Genomic DNA, 24,939 nt, shown 5'->3' on the forward strand with positions numbered 1-24,939 from the left:
ACGAACCGGTCCACTGCCGGCGCGAGAAGTGATCTGCCGCACCCAAAGGATCACGTAGGGGTAACAGGCGCTCAACAGTCGTGCACGATTGTCGGTCGGTGGGTGGGCGCGGGCGTACGCTCCCGTCCGTAACGTGGGACGCCGGCGGCGCAGCGCAGGCCGGCTCAAGGGCTGCCACCGCGCAGAGCGGTGTGCAATGGGAAGGAGACGTCTTGCGCTCTGTGCGTGGGATGCGGATTGCCTCCGCCTTCGTGGCGGGTGGGCTCGTGCTGGGCGCCGCCGCGTGTGGTGAGGCCCCCGAGGACGACAAGGACGCCGGGAGCACCGGCGCCAAGAAATACAGCGCCTGCATGGTGACCGACGTCGGCGGCATCGACGACAAGTCGTTCAACACCTCGGCCTGGAAGGGCCTGCAGGAGGCCAAGAAGGCCAACGACAACATCGACATCAAGTACGTCGCGTCGAAGGCCGAGGCGGACTACGAGGTCAACCTGACCGGGTACGTCAACCAGAAGTGCGACTTCGTTCTGGCCGTCGGCGGTCTCATGACCGACGCCACCAAGAAGATCGCCCAGGCGAACCCGAACCAGCAGTTCGGCATCGTCGACTCGAACCCGGGTGTGGCCAACGTCTACCCGATGCAGTTCGACACCGCGCAGGCCGCGTTCCAGGCCGGCTACCTCGCCGCCGGGATGAGCAAGACCGGCAAGGTCGGCACCTACGGCGGCCTGCCGATCCCGCCGGTGACCATCTTCATGGACGGCTTCGCCGACGGCGTGGCGTACTACAACAAGGCCAAGAGCAAGAACGTCCAGGTGCTCGGCTGGGACAAGGCGACCCAGAAGGGTTCCTTCACCAACGACTTCGGCAAGCAGGACGAGGGCAAGAAGGTCTCCGACACGCTGGTCGCCCAGGGCGCGGACATCATCATGCCGGTCGCCGGCGGCGCGGGCCTCGGCACCACCTCGGCGGCCCAGGCCTCCGGCGGCAAGTACTCGGTCATCTGGGTCGACGCCGACGGCTGCGAGAGCACCCCGAGCTGCTCGGTGCTGCTGACCACCGTGGTCAAGAACATCGCGGACTCCGTCAAGGATGCCGTGGTCAAGGCCGCCGGTGGCGAGAAGCTCCAGGCCACCCCGGGCTTCGTGGGCAACCTGGCCAACAACGGCGTCTCGCTCGCCCCGTACCACGACTTCGACAGCAAGGTCCCGGCGGACCTCAAGGCCGAGGTCGAGAAGCTCAAGGCGGACATCGCCGCCGGCACCATCACGGTCACCTCGAAGGCCCAGCCGACCAAGTGACCGCTCCGTCGGCCACCGCGGTGCGATCATCGACCGCGGGGGCCGGCGGGCCCCACGCCTGATGACCGGCCGCCTCGACGTACGCGGGGAGCAACCCCGTGGAGCCGGGGCGGCCGGTCCGCGCCACCCGACGCCCGGCCCGCGGCGGACCCGCCGCACCATCGCTCGCACTCCAGGAGGTTGCGCTGAAACTCGAACTGCGCGGCATCACCAAACGGTTCGGTGATCTGGTCGCCAACGACCACATCGACCTGACGGTGGAGCCTGGAGAGATTCACGCCCTGCTCGGCGAGAACGGCGCCGGCAAGTCGACCCTGATGAACGTGCTCTACGGGCTCTACCAGCCCGACGAGGGCGAGATTCTGGTCGACGGGAAGCCGCTGAAGCTGAAGGGCCCGTCGGACGCGATCACGGCCGGGATCGGCATGGTGCACCAGCACTTCATGCTGGTGCCGGTCTTCACCGTAGCCGAGAACGTCATGCTCGGCGCCGAGCAGGTCAAGGGCGGCATCGCCGGCTTCCTGGACCGGCGGCGGGCCCGGCGCGAGGTCTCCGAGGTCTCCGAGCGGTACAACCTGCGGGTCGACCCGGACGCGGTGATCGAGGACCTGCCGGTCGGCATCCAACAGCGGGTGGAGATCGTAAAGGCCCTCACCCGCGACGTCGACCTGCTGATCCTCGACGAGCCGACCGCCGTGCTCACCCCGCAGGAGACCGAGGAGCTGCTCACGGTCATGCGGTCGCTCAAGGCCGCCGGCAAGTCGATCGTCTTCATCACCCACAAGCTCGGCGAGGTCAAGTCCATCGCCGATCGGATCACCGTGATCCGGCGCGGGAAGACCGTTGGCACCGCCTCGCCGACCGCGAGCCGGGACGAGCTGGCCGCCAAGATGGTGGGCCGCAGCGTCCGGCTGACCGTGGAAAAGCAGCCGGCCGCCCCGGGCCGGCCGATCCTGGAGGTCGCCGGACTGGTCGTCGACGACGACCGGCAGATCCGTGCCGTCGACGGGGTCGACCTGACCGTGCACGCGGGCGAGGTGCTCGGCGTGGCGGGCGTGCAGGGCAACGGCCAGACCGAGCTGATCGAGGCGATCATGGGCCTGCGTCCGCTTCTCGCCGGCACGGTCACCCTGGACGGCCAGCCGGTGCACGGCTGGTCGACCAAGAAGGTGCTGCGCGCCGGGGTCGGCTACGTCCCCGAGGACCGCAGCGTCGACGGTCTGGTGAAGGAGTTCTCCGTCGCCGAGAACCTGGTGCTGGACATCTACGACCGTCCGCCGTTCGGCAAGGGGCTGTCGTTGAAGCCGGACGCCATCGCGAAGTCGGCGCGGGAGCGGATCGAGCAGTTCGACGTCCGCACCCCGTCGGCCGACGCGGCCGTCGGCACCCTCTCCGGCGGCAACCAGCAGAAGGTGATCGTGGCCCGGGAACTGTCCCGGCCGCTGAAGCTCTTCATCGCCGCCCAGCCCACCCGCGGCGTCGACGTCGGCTCCATCGAGTTCATCCACTCCCGGGTGATCCGGGAGCGGGACGAGGGCACCGCCGTCATGGTCGTCTCCAGCGAGCTGGACGAGGTGATCAACCTGGCCGACCGGATCGCGGTGATGTACCGCGGCCGGATCATCGGCATCGTCGGCCCGGACACCCCCCGCGAGGAGATCGGCCTGCTGATGGCCGGCATCACCCCCGACGCGGCCACCGAAGCTGCCGCCCCGGCCGCCGACCACAGCGCCCCGGCCGCCGACCACAGCGCCCCGGCCGCCGACCACAGCGCCCCGGCCGCCGACCACAGCGCCCCGGCCGCCGACCACAGCGCCCCGGCCGCCGACCACAGCGCCCCGGCCGCCGACGCGGCGACCCCGGCCCCCGAGGGCCCCGGTAGCGAGGACGAGGCATGAACAACCCCAACCCGGTGTCGGGCTCTCCCGACAAGGACCCGGTGTCGGGCTCTCCCGACAAGGACCCGGCGACCGAGGCGGCGCGGGTCGCTGCCGGCGGCGCGAACCGGGCCGCCTCGGTCACCGCCCCGAAGCGGCCGGAGCCGGAGGCCCGCCCCTCGCTGGGCCGGCTGTTCCTGGACAACCTCTGGGCGGCCAACACGGTCACCGTCACGGTGCTCGCGGTGCTGCTGGCGATGCTCGTCGGCGCCGTGCTGATCATCGTGTCGGACCCGGACGTGCTGGCCACCTACGGCTACATCACCGCCCGCCCGCTCGACGCCCTGAACGCGAGCTGGACGGTGGTCAGCGAGGCGTACGCGAACCTGTTCAAGGGGGCGATCTTCGACCCGGAGGCGTCCGGGTTCACCGCGGTGCTCGGCCCGATCTCCGAGACGCTGACCTACACCGCGCCGCTGGTCTTCACCGGCCTGTCGGTGGCGCTCGCCTTCCGGGGCGGCCTGTTCAACATCGGCGCGCAGGGCCAGGCCACCATCGGCGTCATCCTCGCCGCGCTGGCCGGCGTCCTGCTGCCGCTGCCCCCGGTGCTGCACCTGATCGTCGCGCTGCTCGCCGGCGCGGTCGGTGGCGCGCTCTGGGGCTTCATCCCCGGCATCCTGAAGGCCCGCGCCGGCGCCCATGAGGTGATCAACACGATCATGCTCAACTACGTCGCGGTGTACTTCCTGTCCTGGATCATCATTCAGAACGGCGTGCAGAACCCCGACCGGGCCGACGCGATCAGCAAGCCCGTCGACTCCTCCGCCCAGTTCCCCCGGCTGCTCGGCGACGACCTGCGGGTACACGCCGGCATCCTGCTGGCCGTGCTGGCCACCTGGTTCGTCGCCTGGCTGCTCAACCGCTCCACCTTCGGCTTCGAGCTGCGCGCGGTCGGCGCGAACCCGGACGCCGCCCGCACCGCCGGCATCAGCGTCCCGAAGACGTACGTGCTGATGATGGCGATCGCCGGCCTGCTCGCCGGGCTCGGCGGCAGCCAGATGGTGCTCGGCTCGACGGCGAACGCGCTCACCCCGCTGGTGGTCGCCCAGATCGGCTTCGACGGCATCCTGGTGGCCCTGCTGGGCCGGGTCAAGCCGTGGGGCGTGCTGCTGGCCGCGCTGCTGTTCGGCGCGCTCCAGGCCGGCGGCAACCGGATGCAGTCGTACTCGGGGATCTCACTGGAGCTGGTCACCGTGCTCCAGGCGCTGATCGTCATCTTCATCGCCGCGCCGGCCCTGGTGAAGGCGATCTTCCAGCTCCGGGCCGCCCGCGCCGCCCGGTTGCAGACGAGCCTGGCGAAGGGCTGGTAACGCATGTCAACCATGGCTGTTCCGGACATCGCCGTGGCCCCGGTCGACGAGGGCTTCTGGAACCGTACCCGCAAGATCGGCGCGGTGCTGCTGGCCCTCGGCGTGCTCGCGGCGGTGCTCTTCGGGGCGCTCGCCACCGACCGGCAGGCCCGCTTCACCCTCAGCGAGACCGAGGGCGGCGCGGCGCTGGAGATCCACGGCACCGTCGGCGCGATCCTGTTCGGCGTCATCGCCGCGGCGGCCGGCGCGGCCCTGCTGGCCGGGGTGCCGAAGCGCTGGCTCACCGTGCTGCTCGGCGTCGGGCTGGTCGCCTTCGTGCTGTCGTTCCTGTGCTGGCAGGTCTCCGCCGCCCCGGAGGGGCGGAACTTCATGCCGCTGGTCAACATGGTCCGCGGCACCTTCATCCTGGCGCTGCCGCTGATCTTCGGCGCGCTCGCCGGGGTGCTCTGCGAGCGCTCCGGCGTGGTCAACGTGGCCATCGAGGGACAGTTGCTGATGGGCGCGTTCAGCGGCGCGCTGTTCGGCAGCCTCTCCGGCAGCGTCTGGGTGGGCCTGGTCGCCGCCGCGATCGGCGGCGCGTTCATCTCGCTGCTGCTGGCCGTGTTCGCCATCCGCTACCTGGTGGACCAGGTCGTCATGGGCATCGTGCTGAACCTGCTGGCGGTCGGTATCACCGGCTTCCTCTACGAGCGACTGATGCAGACCAACGCGGAGAAGTACAACTCCGCGCCCCGGTTCAGCAACTGGGAGATCCCACTGCTCAGGGACATTCCGGTGCTCGGGCCGGCGCTGTTCCGCAGCAACATCTTCCTCTACCTCGGCCTGCTGTTGGTGCTGGTGATCCACATCGCGCTGTTCCGCACCCGCTGGGGCCTGCGCACCCGCGCGGTCGGCGAGCACCCCACCGCCGCCGACACCCTCGGCGTGAAGGTGCTGGGGCTGCGCTACCGCAACGTCCTGCTGGCCGGGGTGGTGGCCGGGATCGGTGGCGCGTCGTACACGCTGGCGCTCTACTCGTTCACCAAGAACATGATCGGCGGCAAGGGCTTCATCGCCCTGGCCGCGCTGATCTTCGGCCGGTGGAGCCCGACGGGGGCGCTGCTCGCGGCGCTGTTCTTCGGCTTCGCCGACCAGCTCGGCACGTACCTCGGGGCGATCGGCAGCAGCATCCCGAGCCAGTTCCTGGCCATGCTGCCGTATCTGGCGACCATGCTGGCCGTGGCCGGGCTGGTCGGCAAGGTCCGGGCGCCGGCCGCCGACGGCAAGCCGTACATCAAGGGCTGAGGACCGCGACGCAGGGTGCCCGGCGGGGGATTCCGCCGGGCACCGGCGTCTCCGCGGCCAGGTGGGGTGCCGCCGGCCGGCCGGTGCCGCCGGACACCCCGGATCGCCCTTCGGGAGGCCGACGGGCGTGGATCGAGGAGAATGGTGGGATGACGGAGATCGACTGGGAGCGGCTGCGGGCCGCCGCCACCGAGGTGATGCGACACGCGTACGTGCCGTACTCGAAGTTCCCGGTCGGGGCCGCCGCCCTGGTCGACGACGGCCGCATCGTGGTCGGCTGCAACGTGGAGAACGCCGCGTACGGGGTGGTGCTCTGCGCCGAGTGCGGGGTGGTCTCCTCGCTGCACGCCACCGGCGGGGGCCGGCTGGTCGCGCTCTCCTGCGTCGACGCCACCGGCGAGCCGCTGATGCCGTGCGGCCGGTGCCGGCAGTTGCTCTGGGAGCAGGGCGGCCCGCAGTGCCTGGTCGAGGCCAAGGACGGCCCGCTGAGCATGGCCGAGTTGCTGCCGCACGCCTTCGACGTGGCCGACATCGAGGCGGTGACCGGTGAGCGGCCGGTGCCGGTGGTGCCGGAGCGGCTGGCCGCCTGGCGGGGGCGGGGCACCGTCTTCGTGCACCCGGACCTGTCGGCCGGGCAGCAGGTGTGGACGGCGTACTGGGAGCGGTCGGCCGGGGACACCGAGGGCGCCGAGACCGGCGTGCTGGAGGAGGGCCCGAGCTGGGGCGACCCGGCCGAGGCGATCGCCTGGGGCCACGCCCGTACCCCCAGGGTGGTGGTCGTCGACGCGACCGGCACCATCTTCTGGGCCGGCGACGGGGAGCCGCCGATGGAGATCCCGACCCGTTGGGGCGGCTGAGCTCCGGGAGGCCCGGCTCCGCTGGTGGCAGCCGTGGGCCGGCATCCGCAACGACTAGAAGAGGAACTCAACGGTGAGTGCTTTCACGGCGGTCGACGTCATCCGGGCCAAGCGGGACGGTGGCGTGCTGAGCGACGCCCAGATCGACTGGGTGGTCGACGCGTACACGATGGGTCTGGTGGCCGACGAGCAGATGTCGGCGCTGGCCATGGCGATCCTGCTGCGCGGGATGACCGCGCCGGAGATCGCCCGGTGGACCGCCGCGATGATCGCCAGCGGGGAGCGGCTGGACCTGTCCGCCGTCGACCGGCCGACCGTCGACAAGCACTCCACGGGTGGCGTCGGTGACAAGATCACCTTGCCGCTCACCCCGCTGGTCGCCGCCTGCGGCGCCGCCGTGCCGCAGCTCAGCGGCCGGGGCCTCGGGCACACCGGCGGCACGCTGGACAAGCTGGAGTCGATCCCCGGCTGGCGGGCGGCGCTGAGCAACGACGAGTTCATCACCCAGCTCCGCGACGTCGGAGCGGTGATCTGCGCGGCCGGCGCGGGACTCGCCCCCGCGGACCGCAAGCTGTACGCGCTGCGCGACGTGACCGGGACCGTCGAGGCCATCCCGCTGATCGCCAGCTCAATCATGAGCAAGAAGATCGCGGAGGGCACCGGTGCGCTGGTGCTCGACGTGAAGGTCGGCTCCGGCGCATTCATGAAGTCCGTCGAGCAGGCCCGCGAGCTGGCCCGGACGATGGTCGAGCTGGGTGGCGCGCACGGCGTGCGGACCGTCGCCCTGCTCACCGATATGTCCACCCCGCTCGGCCTGACCATCGGCAACGCCGTCGAGGTGACCGAGTCGGTCGAGGTGCTCGCCGGGGGCGGCCCCGCCGACGTGGTCGAGCTGACCCTGACGCTGGCCCGCGAGATGCTCGACGCGGCCGGGCTGCCGGACGCCGACCCGGCGGCCGCCCTGCGCGACGGCCGGGCGATGGACTCCTGGCGGGCGATGATCCGCGCCCAGGGCGGTGACCCGGACGCCCCGATGCCGACCGCGAAGGAGGTCGAGGTGGTCCGCGCGGAAGCGGACGGCTTCGTGGCGGCGGTCGACGCGTACGCCATGGGGGTGGCCGCGTGGCGGCTCGGCGCCGGGCGGGCCCGCAAGGAGGACCCGGTCAGCGTGCCGGCGGGGGTAGTGCTGCACAAGCGTCCGGGCGACCCGGTGCGGGCGGGCGACCCGATCTACGAACTGCGCACGGACGCCGCCGCCCGGATTCCGGCGGCGGCCGACGACGCCGCGCGGGCGGTACGGATCTCGCCGGTCGCGCCCGCCGCGACGCCGCTGGTCATCGAGCGGATCGGCTGAGCGCGACGGTCGCCGGGGCGGGCATGGTGCCGGCCCACCCGGAGCGCTATCCTCCCTGGCCAGGGGGACAAGCCGGCGCTGAGTCGTCGCGAGCAGACAGGAATTTTCCGCCGTGACCGTACCTGCCCCCGATCCACGGGAGGTGCGTGAGGCGAGCCTGGACGAGTTGTCCCGGCTGCGTCTCCCGCTGCCGCCGGCCCAGTTCCCGCTCGTGTGGGAGCCCGGCGACCAGATCGAGCTCCGGCCCACGGCGGAGATCGAGGCCCGCATCGCGGTGCTGCACCTGATCCTGGCCCGCTGCTTCGGGATGCCGCCGCAGTCGGCGATGAGCTGGCTGCTCGCCTCGCACCTGGTCGACATGGTCACGCCGCCGGAGTTCCAGTTCGTGACCGGCGGCAAGGGCGACCACCGGTCGTTCGTGCTGCACCACGACGCGCTCTTCGCGCTGGCGTGGGTGCTCGGCCTGACCAAGCAGCTCGACCCGACGCTGCCGGTCGACGAGCGGCTGGTGGAGCGGATGCCGCAGATCCCCGACGGGGAGACCTTCGGCCAGTGGCGGGCCCGGATCCTCACCGCCCCGCAGCATCCCGCCGACGCGGCGGCCCTGCTGGACCTGCACTACTGCCTGGACTGGGCGTACCTGGAGACGGAGCGGGCCGGCCGGACGCCGCCGGGGCTGGTGGACGCGAACGCGATCGGCCAGCGCCGGTGGGCCCTGGAGTGGGCGGTGATCCTGCGCGGGCCGTACCACGACGAGCCCCCCGGCTGGGAAGAGGTGGACCTCTCCACCTGACCGGGTGGGTCGGGGTGCCGGCACGGGGAGTGGCGGGTGGTCAGCGGGGCGTCGGGCGCCAGACGGTCAGCCGCACCGCGACGGTCACCCGGACGGGCTCGGCGAGGGCCGCCGCCCGGGCGGCGAGCCCGGCCGGGTCGGTGTGCCAGGCGCTGGGGCCCATCCCGACCAGCGTCGCGACCTCCGGGCCGGTCAGTGCCAGCTCCCGCCGGTGCACGGTGGACGTCGTCGGGGTGAAGTGCCCGCCGAGGCTCTCGGCGACCCGGTCCGCCTTGGCCGGGTCCACCCGCAGCAGGTCGAGGGTGCCGACCAGTTCGGTGAGGTGGTCCTCGGCCGGCGTCACCACGAGCAGGGACCCGGCCGGGTCGAGCACCCGGTGGAACTCCGCCCCGTTGCGCGGGGCGAAGACGTTCAGCAGCACGGCCGTGCCGGCGTCGGCCAGGGGCAGCCGCTGCCAGGTGTCGGCGAGCGCCGCCGCCGCGCGCGGGTGCGCCCGCGCGGCCCGGCGCAGCGCCGGCTTCGACACGTCCAGGGCGAGGCCCGCGGCGTCCGGCAGCGCCGCCAGCACCGCCGCGAGGTGCCGGCCCGTTCCCGCCCCGGCATCCACCACCAGGGAGTACGCCCCGACGGCGCGCTCCCCGACGGCCACGTGCTCCCCAGCCGCGCGCTCCCCGACGGCCACCTGCTCCACGGCCCGCGTCGCGGCGGCGGCGAGGGCGGTCGAGATCAGGTCGTAGTGGCCGGCGGAGAGGAAGTCGGCGCGGGCGGCCACCATCTCGGCGGTGTCCCCGACGTGCGGGGCGCGGCCGGCGAGCAGGTTCACGTAGCCCTGGCGGGCCACGTCGAAGCTGTGCCGGCGCGGGCAGCGCAGTGCGCTGGCACCGCCGGCGGCGACCTCGGCCAGTGGCTCGGCGCAGACCGGGCAGCGGAGCCGGTCGACGATGCGGGGGTCCACGTCAGGCGTCCAGTTGGGTCAGCACCGCGCGTACCCGGCGGTGGTCGTCGTCGCAGTCGCGCAGGGGCAGGCCGACGCCGAGCAGGCTGAGCCCGGCGGTCAGGAGGGTGGCCAGGAAGTACACGATGCCCAGGCAGGCCAGCCCCGCCGCGACGGCCAGCCGGGTGACCTGCCGCCAGATCTGCCGCACGCCGCTCATCGGAGCATTCTCCCAGCCGACACGACGGCCTCCGGTGGCGCGGGGCGCGTACGCCGGTCCGAAGGTGGTGCGGGCACCACCATGGTCACCGCCGCGCGTCGTCCGGGCCGGTCAGGTGGTCGACCACCCGGTGGGTCAGCGCGTCCAGCGCGGCGATCTCGTCGGGGGTCAGCAGGTCGATGAGGTGCCGGCGGACCGCCGCCACGTGGCCGGGGGCCGCCGCCTCGACGGCGCGTCGGCCCTCGGCGGTGAGCGCGACGACCGCGCCCCGCCCGTCCGCCGCGCACTCCTCGCGGGTGACCAGGCCACGCTGCTGCATTCGGGTCAGGTGGTGGGAGAGCCGGCTGCGCGACCAGAGCATCCGGTCGGCCAGCTCGCTGAGCCGTAGCCGCCGGTCGGGCGTCTCCGCCAGGTCGGAGAGGACGTCGTAGTCGGGCTCGGAGAGCCCCGCGTCCCGCATCAGCTCGCGGGCCAGCTCCAGGTCGAGCAGGCGGCGCATCCGCCGGTATCCGCGCCAGGCGCTCTGCTCCCGCTCGTCGAGCCAGCGTGGTCGTTCCATGCCGCCCATCCTAGCCATTTGGTTGACATGTCATCAATCCGCCTCCTAATGTAGGTGACATGTCAACCAGATTGCCGAGCCGGCTGGTCCGCCTGCTGGCCGGCCTCGTGCTGTTCGGCGTCAGCGTGGCCCTGATGGTCCGCGCCGACCTGGGCCTCGCCTCCTGGGACGTGCTGCACCAGGGGCTCGCCGAGCGGACCGGGCTGCCCCTCGGCCAGGTGGTGAACCTGGTCGCCGTGGTCGTGCTGCTGCTCTGGATCCCGCTGCGGCAGCGCCCCGGGTTCGGCACCCTCGCGAACGCGGTGGTGGTCGGGGTCGCCGCCGACGCCGCGCTCGCCGTCCTGCCGCCCGTGACCCCGGTCTCCGGCCGGATCGGCCTGCTGGTCGCCGGCATCCTGCTCAACGGGCTCGCCACGGCCCTGTACCTGGGGGCGCGCCTCGGGCCCGGGCCGCGCGACGGCCTGATGACCGGGCTGGCCGCCCGCGGCCTGCCGATCGGGCGGGTCCGCACGGCCATCGAGCTCGGCGTGATCGCGCTGGGCTGGGCGCTCGGCGGCACCGTCGGCCCCGGCACCCTCCTCTTCGCCGTCAGCATCGGGCCGCTGGCGCACCACCTCATCCCGAAGTTCACCGTGCCGGCCCCGCGCCGGCCCGCCACCACAGGAGCGACACCGCCATGCCCTGCCTGACCGTCAGCGCCTTCGTCTTCGTCATGCCGGAGTACAACTACGGCTTCAGCGCGCCGTTGAAGAACGCGATCGACTACCTCTACACGGAGTGGCAGTACAAGCCGGTCGGCTTCGTCAGCTACGGCATGGCCTCCGGTGGCCTGCGCGCGGTCCAGGTGATCAAGCAGGTGGTGACCACCCTCAAGATGATGCCGGCCAACGAGGCGGTGACCGTGTTCCTGCGGGGGGCCCTCGACGACGCCGGCGAGCTGGTGCCGGACCCGGCGCGTGACTCCGCCGCCGAGGTGATGCTCGACGAGGTGGCCTGGCTGTCCGCCGCCCTCGCCTCGCTGCGGGTGCCGGCATGAACGCCCGCCTGTGGGAGCTGTTCGGGGAGCGCGGCCGGGGCGTGCTGGTCACCCTGCGGCGCGACGGTCGGCCCCAGCTGTCCAACCTCGACTACCTCGCCGAGCCCGGCCTGATCCGCTGCTCCACCACCGGCGACCGGGCCAAGGTGCGCAACCTGCGCCGCGACCCCCGGGCCAGCCTGCACGTCACCACCTCCGACGGCGGGGCGTACGCGGTCGCGGAGGGCGTGGTCACGCTCACCCCGCCGGCGGCGGCGGCCGACGACGCAGGCGTCGAGGAGCTGGTCGAGGTCTACCGGCGGATCCGCGGCGAGCACCCCGACTGGGCCGACTACCGGGCGGCGATGGTCGCCGACGGTCGGCTGGTGCTCCGGCTCGCCGTCGAGCGGGTGTACGGCTGGCGTCCCTGACCAGGCGCGGGGCCGGCCTCTCGACCCGGCCACGCGGGCCGGTCCGGTCGGGCGACCCGGGGCGCCTGGCCGGACCGGGCGTGAGGCCGGACCGGACCGGCGGTACGCCGACCGCCGATCCCCGCCGGTCCCATAGGCGGGCCCGGCGGGGCCGACTAGGGTCTGAGCATGGTCGCGACAATCCGTTACGAGGACATCGTCAAGGTCCCGAAGGCGCTGCTGCACGATCACCTCGACGGCGGCCTGCGGCCGGCGACGATCGTCGAGCTGGCCGCCGAGGTGGGTCACGAGCTGCCCACCACCGATCCCGAGGCGCTGGGCCGGTGGTTCGTCGAGGCGGCCGACTCCGGTTCCCTGGTGCGCTACCTGGAGACGTTCGCGCACACCGTCGCCGTCATGCAGACCGCGTCGGCACTGCGGCGGGTGGCCCGGGAGTGCGCCGAGGACCTGGCCGCCGACGGGGTGGTCTACGCCGAGGTGCGGTTCGCCCCCGAGCAGCACCTGGAGCGGGACCTGACCCTGGACGAGGTGGTGGAGGCCGTCGTCGCCGGGTTCACCGAGGGCGCGGCACTGGCCGCGGAGGCCGGCACCCCGATCCGGGTCGGTACCCTGCTCACCGCGATGCGGCACGCCGCCCGGTCTCAGGAGATCGCCGAGCTGGCCGTCCGGCACCGGGACGCCGGGGTGGTCGGCTTCGACATCGCCGGCGCGGAGGCGGGCTTCCCGCCCACCCGACACCTGGACGCCTTTGAGTACCTCCAGCGGGAGAACTTCCACTTCACCATCCACGCCGGCGAGGCGTTCGGGCTGCCGTCGATCTGGCAGGCCATCCAGTGGTGCGGCGCGGACCGGCTCGGCCACGGGGTGCGCATCGTCGACGACATCATCCCCGGCGACCCGCCGACGCTCGGCCGGCTGGCCGCGTACGTGCGGGACAAGCGGATCCCGCTGGAGCTGTGCCCGTCGTCGAACGTGCAGACCGGGGCGGCGGCGTCCATCGCCGAGCACCCGATCGGGCTGCTGCGCGACCTGCGCTTCCGGGTGACGGTGAACACCGACAACCGGCTGATGAGCGGCACCTCGATGTCCCGGGAGATGGCGCTGCTGGTGGACGCCTTCGGCTACGGCTGGAAGGAACTCCAGTGGTTCACCATCAACGCGATGAAGAGCGCCTTCATCCCGTTCGACGAGCGGCTGGCGATCATCGATGAGGTGATCAAGCCCGCGTACGCGAAGCTGCTGGGCTGATCAGTGGCGGTGCGGGTGGCCGGCGAGCAGGTCGGCCACCCGGCGCAACACCTCGCTGGCGGGGGCCGGCTGCGCGCCGAGCCCCGCCTGCCGGCGCAGCACCGCAGGCTCGGCGCGCAGCAGGGCCAGCCCCCGGCGCAGCAGCACGCCTGGGGCCTTGCGCTGTTCGGCGAGGTCACGGGTCAGCCGACGGAGGAAGGTGGTCCCCCGTGGGCGGCGCAACGCGTACGCCCCGGCGAGCAGCCCCCGGCGTCGACACTCCTCGACGATTTCGGCGGCGAAGATTCCTTCGGCGACGAAGAGCGGCGACCCGGCGACCTCGAACGGCCGGGTGGCCACTCGGCGGTCCGCACCGATCGCATAAACCGGCACTTCGGCCTTTCCGTGCCGGGACAGTCGGGCAATCGTCTCCACGGCCGCCTCGGCGTCCCACGACCGCGGTGAATCCCAGTCCACAAGGTTGTTCTGGCGTGGCAACGTAGGGTCATCGCCGTCTTTGTAGAAGTCGTCCAAACAGAGAACCGGAAGCCCGGTTCGTTGCGCGATGTACGACTTTCCGGAGCCGGATGGGCCGGCGAGCAGGACGACACGGTGCGGGTGATCCATTACTTTGTGTGACTCCGGCCAGACGGATTGCGAGCAAATTGCATCAACATCTCATCACACCCCCGGCAACCGCCAACCTGGGCTTTCTCTTTGGAAGGCGGCGTGATGGAATCTCGGAGGTCCGACCCGCCGGGTCGGTCGCTGGGCGTTGCCCGGGGCAACGCGCGGACGCTGTGATCGCGAGGGCGGTGACGTGAGCAAACGGCCAAAGACGGCGGGCTCCTTCCTGTCGCGACTGCGTCGGCCGGCCGGCCGGCTCCGCGACATGCCGATCTGGTCCAAGCTCGGTCTCATCATGATCGTGCCGACCATCGCGACGGTGGTCGTCGGCACCAGCGGCCTCGTCGACAACCTGGACACCCTCAACAACGCCAACCGTTCCGGCGACCTGGCCAACCTTGTCAGCTACTCCGGCGACCTGGTCAACAGCCTCCAGGACGAGCGCACCTCGGCGGTGCTGCTGCTCGGGGCCAGCGGCGAGCAGCCCACGGCCCGGTACCAGGAGTCATACAACCGGGTCAACGGCCGGGTCGATCAGGCCACGAAGCCCTACCTGCAACAGCGCGCCAAGATCGAGGACCTGCCGGCCAGCCTGGACGGCATCCTCGACGGGATCGACCAGAACCTCAAGGACCTGCCCGGCACTCGCAGCCAGGTGTTCAACGGCAAGCTGAAGAGCATCGACGCGATGCAGGCGTACGAGGGTCTGATCAACGACCTGCTCGCCGTCCGCGACTCCGCCACCCAGCTCGCCGGCGACAACGACCTGAGCGACCGGATGCGGGCGGCGGCCGCCGTCGCCCGCGAGAAGGAATACCTCTCGGTCCGCCGGGTCGTGGTGCACCGCGCGCTGATCCAGCGCGAGCTGACCCCGGTGCTGCGCACCGACTACATCGCCAGCGGCACCGGCCAGCAGCAGGCGCTGCAGAGCTTCAAGGCGGTCGCCAACTCCGCCGAGGCGGACCTGCACGACCAGACCGTGGCCGGCGGTGACCGGCGCGAGGCGCAGAACTACACCGGCTGGATCGACGGCAACATCAACGGCAGCATGACCGAGGCGCCGTTCGCGGCGGACCAGTGGGACGCGGCCATGGTGGCCAACGCCAAGCTGATCCGCACCGTCGAGGAGAAGCTGGACGGCGATGTGGTCCGGCAGGCCGACGGGCTGCGCTCGGACGTGCAGCGCACCGTGTTCCTGCAGACCGGCCTGCTGCTCAGCATGCTGCTGCTGGCCATCCTCTTCGCCTACCTGGTCGCCCGGTCGATGGCCCGCTCGCTGCGCGACCTGCGGGAGGGCGCGCTCAACATCGCCCGGTACGGGCTGCCCCAGGCGGTCGCCCGGCTGCGCGACCCGCAGATCTCCAGCCAGCTCTCCCCGGTCCAGGTGGCCAACCAGATCGCCGAGCCGCTGCCGGTCCGCAGCAAGGACGAGTTCGGCCAGGTGACCGAGGCGTTCAACGCGGTCCACCTGGAAGCCGTCCGGACCGCGGCCGAGCAGGCCGCGCTGCGCGCGTCCGTCGCGACCATGTTCGTCAACCTGGCTCGCCGCTCGCAGATCCTGGTCGACCGGCTGATCGGTCACCTCGACCGGCTGGAGCGTGGCGAGGAGGACCCGGACCGGCTGGCCGAGCTGTTCCAGCTCGACCACCTGGCCACCCGGATGCGCCGCAACGACGAGAACCTGCTGGTGCTCGCCGGTGCCGACTCCACCCGCGTGCAGCGCGAGCCGGCGGCGTTGATCGACGTGCTCCGGGCCGCCCAGTCGGAGGTCGAGCACTACACCCGGATCGAGTTCGGGGTGATCGACCGGGACATCGAGGTCGCCGCGCACGCGGTCAACGACATGGTCCACCTGGTCGCCGAGCTGTTCGACAACGCGACCGCCTTCTCCCCGCCGGACTCGCAGGTGATGGTGGAGGCCCGCCGCGTCGGCGACCGCGCCTCCCTCTACGTCGAGGACCGGGGCATCGGCATCAGCGGCGACCAGCTCAGCGAGCTGAACGAGCGGCTGGCCACGCCGCCGCAGGTGGACGTGGCCGTCTCCCGGATGATGGGTCTGGTCGTGGTCGCCCGGCTGGCGTCCCGGCACGGGGTCAGGGTCGAGCTGCGGCCCGGAGCCGACCGGGGCACCGTCGCCGACGTCACCCTGCCCACCTCGGTCCTGGTGCCCCGCGCGCTCTCCGGCCGGGTCCAGCAGCCGGCCGCTCTGCCGGCCCCCGGTCCGCAGCAGGCTGGTCCGCAGTCCTCCGGTCCGCAGCAGGCCGGGGCACCCCCGGCCCTGGGTGCCTTCGCCGCCTTCGGCGGCGGCCCTTCGGCTGCCGTGCCGACGCAGCGGCCCGGGCACTCCGGCAACCAGGTCACCCTGGGCGGCCGGACGTTCGACCCGGCCTCGCGCAACGGCCACGGCACGCCCACCCCGGCCGGGGGTCCCGTCCGGTCGATGCCGGCCTGGTCCGACCTGACGGGGGCCAGCGGGGTCAGCGGCGGCGACGCCGTCGGCCCGCGCACCTCGAACGGGCAGCCGATCGACCCGCTGCCGCAACGGCGCGCCCCCGGTGACGCCGCCCCGGACAGCACGGGTCAGCAGCCGGTGATCCCTCGGCAGCTGCCGAGCAGCCCGGAGGCCCGGGGTTGGACCCCGCCGGTCTCGGGCGTGCCGGTCTCCGGCCAGCCGGTCTCGGCCGCCCCGTTCCCGGGCCAGCCGGTCTCCGGTCAGCCCTACTCGGCGGCGCCCGTCTCCGGTCAGCCCTACTCCGCGCCGCCGCTGCCGAGCCGGCCGGCGCCGTCGGCCCAGGGGCCGGCCGCGCCGCCGGCCTGGCCGCCGGTGGCCCCGCCGGCGCGGGAGCCGGCCACCCCGCCGGTGCCCGAGCGCCTCGCCGCCGCCCTGGACATGACCACGGAACTGCCGCGGGTGTCGCGCACCGACGGGCCGCCGGGGCCGTATGCCCCGGTCGCCCAGCCGGCCCCGGCGACCCTGCCGGCAGCGGTCCGGCCGGTGCCCTCGCAGGCCCAGAACCAGCAGCGGTACGCCGACGAGACGATGGAGCTGCCGATCTTCCGGGAGCTCGAGTCGGCGTGGTTCCGCACCCGCCGTGCGGGCTCCGACGAGGGTGCCGCCCAGTCGGCACCGGAAAACGGAGCCACGGACCGGACCAGCGGTGCCGTGACCCAGCAGTTCTCCGCGGTCGACGTCGCCGACCGGGCCGTTCAGACACCAGCACCCGGGACGACAGGTAACGCGCCGATGGCAGACATCCCGATGGCCGGAGGAGTGCCCCGCGACAGCGGGCTGACAACCAGCGGTAGCGCCCAACGCGGTCCCGCCGTCGACCCGTTCACAGCCCGCCGGCCCGGCAGCGCCTGGCAGACCGCAGCCGACGACGGCTGGCGGGCCGCCTCGGCGGCCACCGAGGTCCCGGTCGCGGAGACCACCCGCCAGGGCCTGCCCAAGCGGGTGCCGATGGCCCAGTTGGTGCCGGGCGCGGTGGAGAAGCCGACCGCCTCCGCCCAGCGCCGTACGCCGGAGGGAGTCCGCGGCCTGCTCTCCGCCTACCATCGAGGCGTGCAGCGCGGGCGTACCCAACCCGACGGCAACTCGACCAGCCCGGACGTGACTCCGGGAGGGCAGCAATCCTCGCAGTCTGGCTCAGGCCCGGTGGCCGGGAGCGGGCAGAAGGAGCAACAACGATGACAACTACGCAGGATCTCGGTTGGCTGCTGGCCAACTTCGCCGACCGGGTGCCCGGTGTCGCGCATGCGGTCGCCGTCTCCGCGGACGGCCTGCTCCTCGCGTCGTCACGAGACCTTCCGCGTGACAGGGCCGACCAGTTGGCCGCGATCGCGTCCGGACTGGTCAGCCTGACCCAGGGGGCGGCCCGCTGCTTCGAGGGCGGCGCGGTGTTGCAGACAGTGGTCGAGATGGACAACGGCTTCCTGTTCCTGATGTCCATCTCGGACGGTTCGTCCTTCGCGGTGCTCGCAGCCCGTAGCTGCGACGTCGGGCAGGTCGGCTACGAGATGGCCCTCCTGGTCGACCGGGTGGGCGACGCGTTGACCCCGCAGCCGCGTGCGGCTGTGGGAATGATGGGCTGACCTACGCGCTGGCCGGTGGGTCAGGCGGGGCGGCAAGGACAACGACGAGGGGTTCCGTTCCAGGGCCCAACCGGTGTCAGGGACGAAGGAGGTGAGCGGCGAGATGGTCGATCGTGACGAGCCGACCGGAGCGTTGGTCCGTCCGTACGCCGTCACCCGCGGTCGTACCCGCCCCCGGTTGGACATCGCCCTGGAAGCGCTCATCGAGACGACGGTGCGCGGCCGTACCGCTGCCAGCAGCAACGGCAGCCAGGGTCGCGAACACCAGTACATCGCCGCGCTGTGTGACGGACGTGTACAGTCGCTCGCCGAGATCGCGGCGCGGCTGCAGCTTCCGCTCGGCGTAGCTAGGGTGCTCATCGCCGACATGGCGACGGACGGCCTGGTCGCGGTCCACGAGCCGACCATCCTGGACGACTCCGACGACGCGGTGGGCACTGAACTGCTGGAGAGGGTGCTGAGTGGACTTCGCAGGCTCTGACATGTCGCACCGCCCGCCCGCGCCGAGCGGTCGGGTGACGTCGGCGAAGATCGTTATCGCCGGTGGGTTCGGCGTCGGCAAGACGACGCTGGTCGGCTCGGTCTCGGAGATCACTCCGCTGACCACCGAGGCCATCATGACCTCGGCCGGCGTGGGCGTCGACGACACCCGGCAGGTGCCGGGCAAGACGACGACCACGGTGGCGATGGACTTCGGTCGTATCTCGATCGACCGGGACCTGATCCTGTACCTGTTCGGCACACCAGGCCAGACCCGGTTCTGGTTCATGTGGGACGAACTGGTCCGGGGCGCCATCGGCGCGGTGGTGCTGGTCGACACCCGACGACTGGCCGACTGCTTCGCGGCCATCGACTTCTTCGAGCACCGGCGGCTGCCGTACCTGGTGGCCATCAACTGCTTCGACGGGATGCAGTACCACGACCCGCAGGACGTCCGGGACGCGCTGGCGATCTCCCGGGATGTGCCGGTGGTGGCCTGCGACGCCCGGAACCGGGAGTCGACGAAGCACGTGCTGATCTCGCTGGTCGAGTACGTGCTGACGATGCGCCGCACGCGCGCCGTCACGCCGGCCTGAGATTCGCCCGGGCAGCGCCCGGTGACCGGCACGCCGCCGGTCACCGGGCGCTGCCTGCTTTTCCGAGACCGCCCGCCCGCCGTCCGCCCCGCGCCTGCCCTGCGGCGGCTTCGCGTGCTGTCCGAGGCCGGCCACCGCCGCCCGACGCGCTCTGCCTCTCGGTGAGCTGGCGGGGTGGCGGGGTGGGGCCGGCCGCTCGGGCGACGGGCGGGTCGGGTCGGGTCGGGTCAGGACACCCGGACCCAGCCGCCGTGGTCGACCCGGTAGATGCCGAGGGAGTTGCGGTCCATGCCGCCGTGCCGGATCGGCGCGAACGCGTACGCCCCGGCGATTCCCTCGGTGACCTGGTTCTGCAGGTACGCCCGTAGCCGGCCCCGGTCCACGCTGGCCGCCGACCGGGCCGCGTTGGCGATCAGTTGCAGCGCGTCCGAGGCGTACGGGGCGAAGCCGCTGAAGCTGCCGTGTCGCTGGATGTAGCGGTACACGAAGTCCCGCCGGGCCAGCGCCGCCGTGGTGGTGTTGGTGAGGGTGGACCCGCCGAGGCAGATCGGGTGCACCGCGTACACGCCCTCCAGGGCGGCCGAGTTGTCGTCGGCCAGGGTGTCCTCGGCGACGCCGCCCGCGTCCAGGTAGAGCGGCCCACGGTGACCGGCCTGGCGCAGCGCCAGCACCGCCCCGCCGGTGTCGGGGGCGGTGCCCCAGACCACCACGGCGTCCGGCTCCGCCGCCACCACCCGTTGCGCGGCCCGCAGGAAGCTCTCTCCGGCCCGGGGCAGCCGGACGACCTCGCCGGGCGGCAGCTCGACGGTCCGTAGGGCCGCTGACATCGCCCGTACGCCCGAATTGCCGTGCAGCCCGTCCGCAGCCAGCACCGCGACCCGTTTCCGCCCCTGCGAGGCGATGAGGCGGGCCAGCCGGCGGGCCACGTCGGAGGCGTCCGGGGTCAGCTTGTAGACGTACGTCCGCTGGGCCAGCGGCAGCACGATCCCGTCCCCGTACGCCAGCGAGACGTACGGGGTCCGGAGTTGCTGGGCGACGCCGACGATGGCGGCGGAGGTCTCGGTGAGGGTCCCGCCGAGCAGGGCGTGCGCCCCGTCCCGCTGGATCAGCTCGGTGGCGTGCCGGGCGGCCAGATCCGGGTCGCTGGCGTTGTCGCGCACCTCCAGCCGGACGGTCCGGCGCAGGTTGCCGACGGGCACACCGTCGGCGTTGAGCGACTCCAGACTGATCCGCAGGGCCCGCTCCTGAAGCACTCCGAGCGCCGCGCCGGCACCGGTCAGCTCCAGGCTGACGCCGAGCACCAGTTCCTGTCCGCCGGTCCGGGGCGCGCCGTTGGTGGGACCGTCCTCCGCCCCGGTCCGCCCGCAGGCGGCCAGCAACAGGACGCCCGCCGCAGCCGCGAGCACCCCCCGCCGGTTGGGTGTGGCCGGGTCGATCGCCGGTGTCGCCATGTGCCAGTCGCCTTCCCCACCCCGGCGACACCTGCCGCCGGCCGTTACCGCCCGGTATGTTCCCGGCCGCCGCACCCCGGCGTCAAATTATCCGGGTGTGGGCAGGAACACGCAGGTGGGAGGCGGTTTCCAGGGATCGACGGCGGCGGCGGGGCCCTGTCCGGGCCGTTGCCGTCCGGCGTGCCGACTGACCCGCCACGGGCGTGGCATGCCGACTGACCCGCCACGGGGCGTGGCGGGTCAGGGGGTCGGCGTTGCACCGGCGCGTCGGGCCGGATTTGGCGTGCCCGGTCTCAGGACCGGTATCCGGCGGACCGGTACTCGTACTCCCGGTCGTCGTCGCGGTCCCCGGTGTCCCGGGTGAAGTCCCAGCCGCCGGCCGCTTCCCGTCCCGGACGCCCGCCGACCGCGAAGCCGCCGATTTCCTGCCCGCGGCGCCAGCCCCGGAAGTAGCCGGTGGTGTTCTCGGCCAGGCTGGCCGCGTCGCGGACGATCCGAAGCGGACGCTCCTCGCGCAGCGGTGAGCCCGGGACCAGGTTGGCCTGCGGCACCCGCTTCGGCAGCCCGGCCTTGGTCTCGGCACCCACGGCCGGGCGGGCGGCCTGTTCGGCTGCCTGCCAACCGGTGTCTGCGGTGCTCGACCATTCGACCTCGGCCTCGTCGTCCTGGTCCACGAACCAGGCCGACTTGGCGGCGGCGAAGATCAGCAGGTCGCCGTCGCCCTCGTCGGAGATCGGCGGCGTGCGCCGTTCCATCGGAGCGGCACGCGGCGGCTGGACCGGGGCCGGCCGGTGCTCCATCGCGGGCCGGTCAGGCCGGTGCTCCATCCCGGGCCGTTCAAGACGGTGTTCCATGGCCGGTCGCTCGGGGCGGTGTTCCATCGCGGGCGGTTCGGGACGGTGCTCCATCCCGGGCCGCTGAAGACGGTGTTCCATGGCCGGTCGCTCGGGGCGGTGTTCCATCGCGGGCGGTTCGGGACGGTGCTCCATCCCGGGCCGCTGAAGACGGTGTTCCATGGCCGGCCGCTCAGGACGGTGCTCCATCGCGGGCCGGTCAGGGTGGGGTTGCGGGGCGGGCCGGTCGGCGCGGGGAGACCCTCCCCGGTCGACCAGCCGCAGCGGCGGGGTCTCCAACTGCGGGTCACCGGCCGGGGCCGGCCCCTCGCGCAGCGCCCGGTCCGCCAGCGGCGGCGGCTCGACCAGCCGCAGCATCGGCGGCTCCTGGGGCAGGTCGTCGGCGAGCCAGGGCGGGGTGACCCGACCGTCGGCCGGCACCAGCTCCGTCGGCCCGTCGATCTGTCGCGGCCCCCGGTCCTCGAAGGACCGGACGACCGGGTTGTCGGCGGCGCTGTCGGACGGGTCCTCGGGGTTGTTGACCAGCGGCCAGTTCGCCCGGGAGCCTGGGGGAGCGGACTCCTGGCCGGGCCGCGGGGTCGGGACCGGCACACTCAGGTCGGTGACGCTGAACCCGCCGGTGGGTCGGGCGGGCTCGCCGGTGGTCTTGGGCCGGGGCGGGATGACGGTGCGTTGCCGCTCCGCCCGGGCGTGCTGGATCGCGGCGGTGGTCAGCGTGGGCCGGAACGGCTCGCCGGCCTCGGCCGGCGGCACCGAGCCACGCTCGCGCTGGGCCGGCGCGAACGGGGTCATCCCCGGCGGCGGGGGCGGCGGCGCGGACACCGGCCGGTTGGTCGGGCCGTCCACCATCCGGCGCGGGTCGCCGGCCGACGGCGGTGCGGAGACGGGCGGGGCGGCGGTGGCGGCCGGGGCCATCGGGCGTGGGGCGATCGGCGGCGGGGCGATCGGCTCCGGTGCGCTCGGCGGTGGGCCGAGGGGCCGGGGCGAGGGCGGCATTCCTCCGCCGGGGATCGGCTCGGGGCGGCTGCGGCGGCCGACCGGCTCGGGCTCGGTGGGCCGTAGCGCGCGCAGCCCGCCGGTGACACCGAGGCCGGCCAGCTCGTCGACCGGCTCGCCCCGGCGAGCGGCGGCCCGCCGGCCGGGCGCCTGGGCCGGGTTGGTGGCCCGGGCGCCGAGCGCGCTGACCAGCGCCTCACAGCCCGCGTCGCAGGCCCGCACCGAGGCGACCGCCTGGCGGACCGTCTCCGCCACGGCCGAGGTGAGCGCCCGGCTGACCGCCGCGCGGCGTGGGGTCTCGGAGATGGCGACCTGCAGGGCGGTCACCGCGTCGTTGATCTCGTCGGCGTCGGCCACCCCGTCGGCCGCGAGGTGGGCGGCGATGGCGTCCGCCGCAATCGACATCTCCCGGCCCCGACCGATCGTGCCGCCCAGCATGCTGGGCTCGGGCAGCGCGTCGAGCACGGCCAGCGCGACCGGCTCGGCCGGGTCCGGGTACGCGCGCAGCGCGGCCGGGTAGAGCTCCCGCAGCACCTCGCGCAGCGCCACGGCGGCGGAGTGCCGGCCGCTGGCGAGCGCGGCATGGGCCGCGAGGACCTGCTTGTAGCCGGTGAGGTCCCGGGGCGCCGGCAGGGTGACCGCGGAGAGCGCCCCGGCCTGGAGGGCCCGGGCCAGCCCGACCGCCTGCCGCTCGGCCGGCGGGGACTGCATCTCCTCCAGCGAGTCGTCGTCGGCGAACCGCTCGGCGAAGTCGTCCACCGAGTCGTCGTCGGCGATGGCCAGTGGCCGCCCGGCGGCGCTGAGCAGCGAGGTGACCGTGTGGTCGTCGCTGTCGGCCGCGATCGCGGCGCCGCTCGGCCCGCCCGACCGCTCCACGAGCAGGGCGACCAACTGGGCGTATCCGGCCGGGTCGTCGCCGATCTCGCAGACATGGAGCAGCCGGCCTGCGTCGTCGACGACAGCGGACGTCAGCGTCGAACCGGCCGAAGCCGGTCGATCGGCCGGATCCGCTGAGGCCAGACCGCAGTACACGCGCACGAGCGCCACGGCGTCGTCCTCCTCCCGGGACTGATGTCTTTCTCTGCCAGAGACTGATGCTCCCTGGAACGCGTCAGTCGCGCCAGTCCACGACTGCAGAGATCTTGCCGACAATGGTGCGCCAACCGAGACTCGCGGTCTGCGCCCCGATCTTCTTCAGCCGCCGCCGGCCGAGGAAGCCGCCGATCCCGCCGTTGACCGTGGACCGCAGTGCTTCGTCCAGGTTGTCCAGGCTGGAGCCGGAGGAGAGCATGTCCAGCACAGCGGGCAGACGCAGCGCGTACGCGACGTCCCGGGCCGCCTCGCCGGCCTCGATGAGCAGGGGAGCGTCCCAGGTGTCGTGTCCACCGCGCAGGTTCTCCACGACCAGGTCGAGCTCGTAGGTGTCCTCGTCGAGGGGCGCGATGTCGGCCGGACTCAGCCGATCGGACAGTTCATTCCAGCTGTCCAGCTGGGACATGTCGGTGGGCGCCCCGGACTGGACGAAGCTGACCAGCGACTCCGGCGTCTTGAACAGCAGCAGCTTGCCCCGGTGGCTGAGGAAGACCGGGACCTCCTCGTCGCCCTCCTCGTCGGCCTCGTCCTCGGCCTCGGCCTCGTCCTCGGCGTCTGTGTCCTCGTCGGCCTCGTCCTCGGTGGCCTTGTCCCCGTCGGTCTTGGTCGAGGAATCGTCGGCGCCCCGGCGTCGGGACTTTCCGCCGTTCTCCTCCTCCTCGGCCTGGGCGAACTCGGCGGCCACCTCCTCGTCGAGGATCACGACCTCGTCCTCGTCGCCGTCCTCGTCGACCTCGATCGCCTGACGGCGGGCCAGGAACGGGTCGTCGATGTCGCGGTCGGCGACGTCGGTGGGGGTCAGCTCCCGCGCCGGCCGGTACGCCCGCAGGGTGTAGCCGGTGCCGGAGGGCAGGGCGATCTCCACCGGGTCGATGCGCACCTCGTCCCAGAGCGAGCGGTCGGCGTTCCGCGCCGACGGGCGCTCGACGTCCTCCTCGACCTCTTCGATGGTGCCGTCCTCTTCGACGGTGCCGTCGGTCTCGTCGAGCTCGGGCTCGTCGGCGTCGGGCCGTTGGGGCGACTGGCGGGCCACGCTGACCTCCGTGTGCTTCGGGTTGCCCACCCGGCGGCGTCTCCGGCCGCCGAGTGACTCTGGGCACATACCCTAGTGGGCGGCTCGCGGGGGCCGGTGCCCGCACCCCGATGGCGGCCAGGCGGTCGGACAAGTAGCGTTGCTACCTATGAAGGCCCAGGCGCTGCACGGACACCTCGACGCGCTGCTGCTCGCGGTGCTGGAACGGGGCGCGCTGCACGGCTACGCGATCATCGAGGCGCTCCGGGTCCGCAGCGACGGCAGCCTCGACCTGCCGACCGGCACGATCTATCCCGCGCTGCGCCGGCTGGATCGGGCCGGGCACGTGGCCAGCACCTGGAGCACCGTCAACGGCCGGGAGCGCCGCACCTACGAGCTCACCGACTCCGGTCGCCGGGCGCTCGAAGCCGAGCGGGCCGGCTGGCGGGAGTTCAGCGTCACCATCGGCCGGTTCCTCGACGACATCCCCGCCACCCCGGCCTGACCACGGCGTCGG

23 protein-coding genes are annotated in these 24,939 nt (G+C 73.1%); 16 read left to right on the forward strand and 7 right to left on the reverse strand.

Annotation, left to right across the window (positions count from 1 at the left end; genetic code table 11):
- Positions 1-230: 230 nt before the first annotated feature.
- From OG617_RS18165 to OG617_RS18195, 7 genes are all read left to right on the forward strand, one after another.
- Complete coding sequence (locus tag OG617_RS18165; protein ID WP_405103783.1) at positions 231-1,301, forward strand: BMP family protein; 1,071 nt, start codon at positions 231-233, stop codon at positions 1,299-1,301.
- Positions 1,302-1,399: 98 nt separating this feature from the next.
- A complete protein-coding gene (locus OG617_RS18170; protein ID WP_405103309.1) occupies positions 1,400-3,199 on the forward strand; it encodes an ABC transporter ATP-binding protein in 1,800 nt (599 codons plus the stop codon).
- Positions 3,196-4,548 carry an ABC transporter permease gene (locus OG617_RS18175; protein WP_405103311.1) on the forward strand — a complete coding sequence of 451 codons (1,353 nt, stop codon included), beginning with the start codon at positions 3,196-3,198 and terminating at the stop codon, positions 4,546-4,548. The genes OG617_RS18170 and OG617_RS18175 overlap by 4 nt, the downstream gene beginning before the upstream one ends.
- A gap of 3 nt (positions 4,549-4,551) precedes the next feature.
- Complete coding sequence (locus OG617_RS18180) at positions 4,552-5,832, forward strand: ABC transporter permease (RefSeq protein WP_405103313.1); 1,281 nt, start codon at positions 4,552-4,554, stop codon at positions 5,830-5,832.
- Positions 5,833-5,981: 149 nt separating this feature from the next.
- Positions 5,982-6,689: a cytidine deaminase gene (locus tag OG617_RS18185; RefSeq protein WP_405103315.1), complete on the forward strand. Its 708-nt coding sequence runs from the start codon at positions 5,982-5,984 to the stop codon at positions 6,687-6,689.
- Between the two features lie 73 nt (positions 6,690-6,762).
- On the forward strand, positions 6,763-8,043 hold the full coding sequence (locus OG617_RS18190; protein WP_405103317.1) for a thymidine phosphorylase: 1,281 nt from the start codon (positions 6,763-6,765) through the stop codon (positions 8,041-8,043).
- 112 nt (positions 8,044-8,155) lie between these two features.
- A complete protein-coding gene (locus OG617_RS18195; RefSeq protein WP_405103319.1) occupies positions 8,156-8,836 on the forward strand; it encodes a DUF4272 domain-containing protein in 681 nt (226 codons plus the stop codon).
- 40 nt (positions 8,837-8,876) lie between these two features.
- Here OG617_RS18195 and OG617_RS18200 read toward each other — a convergent pair whose 3' ends face one another.
- The 3 genes from OG617_RS18200 to OG617_RS18210 all read right to left on the reverse strand — a co-directional run bounded on the left by OG617_RS18200 (position 8,877) and on the right by OG617_RS18210 (position 10,549).
- Positions 8,877-9,791: a putative RNA methyltransferase gene (locus tag OG617_RS18200; RefSeq protein ID WP_405103321.1), complete on the reverse strand. Its 915-nt coding sequence runs from the start codon at positions 9,789-9,791 to the stop codon at positions 8,877-8,879.
- A gap of 1 nt (position 9,792) precedes the next feature.
- On the reverse strand, positions 9,793-9,990 hold the full coding sequence (locus OG617_RS18205; RefSeq protein ID WP_405103323.1) for a hypothetical protein: 198 nt from the start codon (positions 9,988-9,990) through the stop codon (positions 9,793-9,795).
- An 85-nt stretch (positions 9,991-10,075) separates the two neighbouring features.
- A complete protein-coding gene (locus tag OG617_RS18210) occupies positions 10,076-10,549 on the reverse strand; it encodes a MarR family winged helix-turn-helix transcriptional regulator (protein ID WP_161686929.1) in 474 nt (157 codons plus the stop codon).
- 59 nt (positions 10,550-10,608) lie between these two features.
- Between OG617_RS18210 and OG617_RS18215 the strand changes: the two genes are divergently transcribed.
- From OG617_RS18215 to OG617_RS18230, 4 genes are all read left to right on the forward strand, one after another.
- On the forward strand, positions 10,609-11,238 hold the full coding sequence (locus OG617_RS18215) for a YitT family protein (protein ID WP_405103325.1): 630 nt from the start codon (positions 10,609-10,611) through the stop codon (positions 11,236-11,238).
- Entirely contained in the window at positions 11,226-11,585 is a 360-nt protein-coding gene (locus OG617_RS18220; protein WP_405103327.1) for an NADPH-dependent FMN reductase, read from the forward strand. The genes OG617_RS18215 and OG617_RS18220 overlap by 13 nt, the downstream gene beginning before the upstream one ends.
- Positions 11,582-11,995 carry a PPOX class F420-dependent oxidoreductase gene (locus OG617_RS18225; RefSeq protein WP_405103329.1) on the forward strand — a complete coding sequence of 138 codons (414 nt, stop codon included), beginning with the start codon at positions 11,582-11,584 and terminating at the stop codon, positions 11,993-11,995. The genes OG617_RS18220 and OG617_RS18225 overlap by 4 nt, the downstream gene beginning before the upstream one ends.
- Positions 11,996-12,163: 168 nt before the next feature.
- Positions 12,164-13,243 (forward strand): adenosine deaminase, encoded by a 1,080-nt coding sequence (locus tag OG617_RS18230; protein WP_405103331.1) that lies wholly within the window; start codon positions 12,164-12,166, stop codon positions 13,241-13,243.
- Here the strand turns inward: OG617_RS18230 and OG617_RS18235 are convergent, their stop codons facing one another.
- Positions 13,244-13,582, reverse strand: a complete 339-nt coding sequence (locus OG617_RS18235; RefSeq protein WP_405103333.1) for a hypothetical protein — start codon at positions 13,580-13,582, stop codon at positions 13,244-13,246. It lies immediately after the preceding gene.
- A 460-nt stretch (positions 13,583-14,042) separates the two neighbouring features.
- On the opposite strand from OG617_RS18235, the gene OG617_RS18240 reads away from it, so the two are divergent.
- The 4 genes from OG617_RS18240 to OG617_RS18255 all read left to right on the forward strand — a co-directional run bounded on the left by OG617_RS18240 (position 14,043) and on the right by OG617_RS18255 (position 19,017).
- Positions 14,043-17,540, forward strand: coding sequence for a nitrate- and nitrite sensing domain-containing protein (locus OG617_RS18240; protein WP_405103335.1), 3,498 nt, complete (start codon positions 14,043-14,045; stop codon positions 17,538-17,540).
- Complete coding sequence (locus OG617_RS18245) at positions 17,537-17,941, forward strand: roadblock/LC7 domain-containing protein (RefSeq protein WP_117671056.1); 405 nt, start codon at positions 17,537-17,539, stop codon at positions 17,939-17,941. The genes OG617_RS18240 and OG617_RS18245 overlap by 4 nt, the downstream gene beginning before the upstream one ends.
- Positions 17,942-18,044: 103 nt before the next feature.
- Entirely contained in the window at positions 18,045-18,422 is a 378-nt protein-coding gene (locus OG617_RS18250) for a DUF742 domain-containing protein (protein ID WP_405103785.1), read from the forward strand.
- 1 nt (position 18,423) lies between these two features.
- Entirely contained in the window at positions 18,424-19,017 is a 594-nt protein-coding gene (locus OG617_RS18255; protein ID WP_396677713.1) for a GTP-binding protein, read from the forward strand.
- Between the two features lie 227 nt (positions 19,018-19,244).
- On the opposite strand, the gene OG617_RS18260 is transcribed toward OG617_RS18255, so the two are convergent.
- The 3 genes from OG617_RS18260 to OG617_RS18270 all read right to left on the reverse strand — a co-directional run bounded on the left by OG617_RS18260 (position 19,245) and on the right by OG617_RS18270 (position 24,473).
- On the reverse strand, positions 19,245-20,468 hold the full coding sequence (locus OG617_RS18260) for an ABC transporter substrate-binding protein (protein ID WP_405103338.1): 1,224 nt from the start codon (positions 20,466-20,468) through the stop codon (positions 19,245-19,247).
- A gap of 293 nt (positions 20,469-20,761) precedes the next feature.
- On the reverse strand, positions 20,762-23,365 hold the full coding sequence (locus OG617_RS18265; RefSeq protein ID WP_405103340.1) for a transposase: 2,604 nt from the start codon (positions 23,363-23,365) through the stop codon (positions 20,762-20,764).
- Positions 23,366-23,429: 64 nt separating this feature from the next.
- Positions 23,430-24,473 (reverse strand): DNA primase, encoded by a 1,044-nt coding sequence (locus OG617_RS18270; protein ID WP_405103341.1) that lies wholly within the window; start codon positions 24,471-24,473, stop codon positions 23,430-23,432.
- Between the two features lie 118 nt (positions 24,474-24,591).
- Between OG617_RS18270 and OG617_RS18275 the strand changes: the two genes are divergently transcribed.
- Complete coding sequence (locus OG617_RS18275; RefSeq protein WP_405103343.1) at positions 24,592-24,927, forward strand: PadR family transcriptional regulator; 336 nt, start codon at positions 24,592-24,594, stop codon at positions 24,925-24,927.
- Positions 24,928-24,939: the final 12 nt, after the last annotated feature.

The sequence above is a fragment of the Micromonospora sp. NBC_01412 genome (assembly GCF_045040215.1).
Classification (GTDB): domain Bacteria; phylum Actinomycetota; class Actinomycetes; order Mycobacteriales; family Micromonosporaceae; genus Micromonospora; species Micromonospora rubida.

Bases quoted from the DNA above. Each gene is read 5' to 3' on its own strand.
- OG617_RS18220 (WP_405103327.1), top strand. From the start codon at position 11,226: ATGCCCTGCCTGACCGTCAGCGCCTTCGTCTTCGTCATGCCGGAGTAC.
- OG617_RS18210 (WP_161686929.1), bottom strand. From the start codon at position 10,549: ATGGAACGACCACGCTGGCTCGACGAGCGGGAGCAGAGCGCCTGGCGC.
- OG617_RS18275 (WP_405103343.1), top strand. From the start codon at position 24,592: ATGAAGGCCCAGGCGCTGCACGGACACCTCGACGCGCTGCTGCTCGCG.
- OG617_RS18260 (WP_405103338.1), bottom strand. From the start codon at position 20,468: ATGGCGACACCGGCGATCGACCCGGCCACACCCAACCGGCGGGGGGTG.
- OG617_RS18185 (WP_405103315.1), top strand. From the start codon at position 5,982: ATGACGGAGATCGACTGGGAGCGGCTGCGGGCCGCCGCCACCGAGGTG.
- OG617_RS18225 (WP_405103329.1), top strand. From the start codon at position 11,582: ATGAACGCCCGCCTGTGGGAGCTGTTCGGGGAGCGCGGCCGGGGCGTG.
- OG617_RS18230 (WP_405103331.1), top strand. From the start codon at position 12,164: ATGGTCGCGACAATCCGTTACGAGGACATCGTCAAGGTCCCGAAGGCG.
- OG617_RS18175 (WP_405103311.1), top strand. From the start codon at position 3,196: ATGAACAACCCCAACCCGGTGTCGGGCTCTCCCGACAAGGACCCGGTG.
- OG617_RS18245 (WP_117671056.1), top strand. From the start codon at position 17,537: ATGACAACTACGCAGGATCTCGGTTGGCTGCTGGCCAACTTCGCCGAC.
- OG617_RS18180 (WP_405103313.1), top strand. From the start codon at position 4,552: ATGTCAACCATGGCTGTTCCGGACATCGCCGTGGCCCCGGTCGACGAG.
- OG617_RS18215 (WP_405103325.1), top strand. From the start codon at position 10,609: ATGTCAACCAGATTGCCGAGCCGGCTGGTCCGCCTGCTGGCCGGCCTC.
- OG617_RS18255 (WP_396677713.1), top strand. From the start codon at position 18,424: ATGTCGCACCGCCCGCCCGCGCCGAGCGGTCGGGTGACGTCGGCGAAG.
- OG617_RS18205 (WP_405103323.1), bottom strand. From the start codon at position 9,990: ATGAGCGGCGTGCGGCAGATCTGGCGGCAGGTCACCCGGCTGGCCGTC.
- OG617_RS18165 (WP_405103783.1), top strand. From the start codon at position 231: ATGCGGATTGCCTCCGCCTTCGTGGCGGGTGGGCTCGTGCTGGGCGCC.
- OG617_RS18250 (WP_405103785.1), top strand. From the start codon at position 18,045: ATGGTCGATCGTGACGAGCCGACCGGAGCGTTGGTCCGTCCGTACGCC.